The organism is Hymenobacter nitidus, from assembly GCF_020447315.1.
Lineage (GTDB): Bacteria > Bacteroidota > Bacteroidia > Cytophagales > Hymenobacteraceae > Hymenobacter > Hymenobacter nitidus.
On sequence record NZ_JAJADQ010000027.1, the window covers coordinates 1 to 3074 of the forward strand.

General features: G+C 52.3%; 4 protein-coding genes. 3 read left to right on the forward strand and 1 reads right to left on the reverse strand.

What is annotated here, in order from left to right; translation table 11 throughout:
* Together LGH70_RS23435 and LGH70_RS23440 are read left to right on the forward strand one after the other, a co-directional pair.
* The coding region (locus LGH70_RS23435; RefSeq protein ID WP_226190954.1) for a hypothetical protein at nucleotides 1–643 on the forward strand (643 nt) is incomplete at its 5' end.
* A 236-nt stretch (nucleotides 644–879) separates the two neighbouring features.
* On the forward strand, nucleotides 880–1449 hold the full coding sequence (locus tag LGH70_RS23440) for a hypothetical protein (RefSeq protein ID WP_073289239.1): 570 nt from the start codon (nucleotides 880–882) through the stop codon (nucleotides 1447–1449).
* A 122-nt stretch (nucleotides 1450–1571) separates the two neighbouring features.
* Here LGH70_RS23440 and LGH70_RS23445 read toward each other — a convergent pair whose 3' ends face one another.
* On the reverse strand, nucleotides 1572–1844 hold the full coding sequence (locus LGH70_RS23445; RefSeq protein WP_226190963.1) for a hypothetical protein: 273 nt from the start codon (nucleotides 1842–1844) through the stop codon (nucleotides 1572–1574).
* A 506-nt stretch (nucleotides 1845–2350) separates the two neighbouring features.
* Here LGH70_RS23445 and mobV point away from each other — a divergent pair.
* The coding region (mobV, locus tag LGH70_RS23450; RefSeq protein WP_226190965.1) for a MobV family relaxase at nucleotides 2351–3074 on the forward strand (724 nt) is incomplete at its 3' end.

The window sequence follows — 3074 nt, forward strand, 5'->3', positions numbered from 1 at the left end:
GCCGGCATTTCAGCTCAGCGACCCGCCCCTGCTCGGGCGGGACGAATGGAAAGCCGGCGAGGAAGCCCGCATTAACGCCGAACTAGCCCGCCAAGCGGAAGCTGCCCGGGCGCAACTCGCAGAGGTTGCCAAGCTCGCCCAGGCGAACACAGCGGCCGCGGAGCAGGTGAGAGTGCTCCAAAAGCAGTTGAGCACGTCAGAGGGGCTAAAACAGGGCAATTTCACCGGCCTGCAGGAAGCCACCCAGCAAAAGGAAATAGGCGACCAGACGTTTGATAAAATGGCCGTGCGCTACGCTCAGGGCGAGGATTTGGCAGAGTTCCGCGAGTTCGGGGCCACCGTGCGGGAACAAGAGCGGGCCGAGCTAATGCGGGTTATTGAGCAAACCCTAAGCAAGCCAGTACGCAGTGGAGAGGACTTCCAAGCCAAGTTGCAGGCCGCAGGCTATCAACTACAGCGCGATGAACAGAGCAAAGGAGGGGTGCTCACCCACGAGCAGACCGGGGCCAAGTTCAAAACCGAGGAAATCCGACCCAATGGGGAGGGGTTACGCAGCCAGGTGGAAGCAGCCATCGAGCGCACTAAGCAGCAAGATTTGACCAAAAGCAGGGGCCAGAGCCAAGGGGGAGGAATTAGTAGGTAGTGCAGGCCCGAAATAGTAGTAATTATAAGAACCTAAGAAGCAGCAATGTCTAACTGCTTGATTACTAATACTACCTACTTGCTGAATCAATCACTCAAACTTGCTGAACCCATCAATCTGTATTGCCTTTTTTGGCACAAAAAAGCAATTGTCTTTTTCCTTTTTTGTGCCAAAAAAGAAAATTACAGTTACCTTGTAGGAAAGTCTGCCTTTCCTTTTTAGCCCCATTTTCGACAATGAAACTATCCGATTTTGAAAAAAACCGAACTAATCCTTTCTTAGAGAAGGCTTTACAAGAGATTCAGCCTACCCGCAAATTTAGGGCAGCTACTCGCACTGATGAGAGCGCAATGCTGCAAGCCTTTGACCCAGCTACAGGTGATGTATTAGGGCATACCATGTTTGTTCGTCAAGTTGAGGTCGATGAGACCCAGTTCACCAAGCTCTATTTAAGCCAGTTTGAGAGCTTTTGGGAGCTAAACAGGGCAGCAATCCGCATTTTTGGATACATCATGCACAAGATGCGCCCGAAGTCGGACAAGGTTGAGTTTCTACCAGACGAGTGCCTAGAGTACACTAAGTACAAATCAGTCAGGCAGGTGTATGATGGACTAGCAAGTCTGTTAGAATGCAAGATTATAGCTCGTGGCTATAACGAGTACACCTACTTCATTAACCCACTAGTGTTCTTCAATGGGGACCGAGTGAGCTTCGTTCGTACCTATGTCAAGAAGAAGAAAGGTAAGTCAGGCGACCCTCAACAATTGTCGGTTTTCGATGCTATTCCGCCATTCAACCTTGATTAAGGGCAGTGGGGAAGGGAAGTAGGGCAGGCGGCTTAGCTCTATGCCTTTTTTACCTCGGGGGAACAGGGGGCAGCGCCCCCAGGAGAACGAGTATGAGAGATTGATATAGGATATTTTTCAGTTCAACGAATGTTAATCACAATGCGGGACTTTAAAAGCCCTCTTCTTCTTGGTTCGAAGAAATTACGTATTTGCGTACTATCAGTAAGTAAAATAGTATCGTTAATGCTTATTACTTCTAGGCGTTTAGTCTCCCGTGAAATTTTTGCTAAAGACACATCTCCCCAAGCGCCAATTCCATAGTAAACAAAGACTTGGCTTTTCTTTCCATTTCCTTTCGGAGCCAATGTCTTGGTAAATATTGAATCAGGCCCTACTGGCCTTTTGTCGGCCATAGAAAAGTAAGCTGGGCTCTTAGTTCGGTTATTTACTATCAGAGATAATGCAGGGTCACAACTGGCTAGGCATAAGAAGCAAAATGCCATACTTACACAAAAGAGAGTGTGGAGAACAGATGCTTTTGTCTTCATAGGTCAATACTAATAAACTAAAAGAACCTGGTCGAGTAGAGGGCGGACCTTCAACACATCGACCAGGCTCCAGGCGTTTATAGCACCTACCTTATTCCTTCCCGCTTGATACCTCTACCAAACAAGTCCGCTTCAGGTAAGCCCGACTAAGGTAGGGCAAAAATCCGTAACTTAGACCGGCCAGAAAAACAAAGCCATAACCCACTATGGTTTGAACTTGGGGCAGGGGCCTACTTCGTGCCCCTCCCCCAAGTTCAAACCGTGGTCCCTGCGGGGCAGCTCGTTCCCCTGGGGGCTCTGCCCCCTGCTCCCCCGAGGTAAAAAAGGCATGGAGCTAAGCCGCCTGCCCTACTTCCCTTCCCCACTGCCCCATGCCCTACGCCGTCATCCGCGTTGCCAAAATCAAGACCCAAGCTCACGCCCTCGCGGCCACTGGCCACAACTACCGCCAGGAGCAGCACCCCCACTCAATAGCCAACGCCGACAAGGACGCCCCCCACCCAAACCGAGAGTATGTCAACCACGAGCAGAAAGACTACTGGAGCTTGCTCGAGGCCCGCATTCAGGAAGCCGGGGTAAAGCGCGTCCGGCATGATTCGGTGCGCGGGATGGAGGTGATTCTGACCGGTAGCCCGGAGGGGTTTATTCGGGGCCAGGATGGGCGAGCGGTGGACTACTCCAAAAGCAAATGGGCGCAAGACAATTTGAATTTTTTGAAGGAGAAGTTCGGAGCCAAAAACGTGGTATCATTCACCCTGCACCAGGACGAGAAGACCCCGCACATTCATGCGGTGCTGGCCCCTATCACGGACAAGAACACCCTATCGGCCGACCAGCTGTTCAACCCTAAGAGCTTGCGCCAGCTGCAAACCGATTACGCCCAGGCGATGGCCCCGCATGGCATGGAACGCGGCGTCGAGCATAGCCAGGCCAAGCACGACCCCATGCAGCGGCTGTACGGGTTGGAGGCTCAGCACGCACAACGCGTGGCGGAGTTGACCAGGCCCACCGCGCCGGCGCCGGCATTTCAGCTCAGCGACCCGCCCCTGCTCGGGCGGGACGAATGGAAAGCCGGCGAGGAAGCCCGCATTAACG

Coding starts and splice junctions, on each gene's coding strand:
- LGH70_RS23440 (WP_073289239.1), top strand. CDS start 880: ATGAAACTATCCGATTTTGAAAAAAACCGAACTAATCCTTTCTTAGAG.
- LGH70_RS23445 (WP_226190963.1), bottom strand. CDS start 1,844: ATGGCCGACAAAAGGCCAGTAGGGCCTGATTCAATATTTACCAAGACA.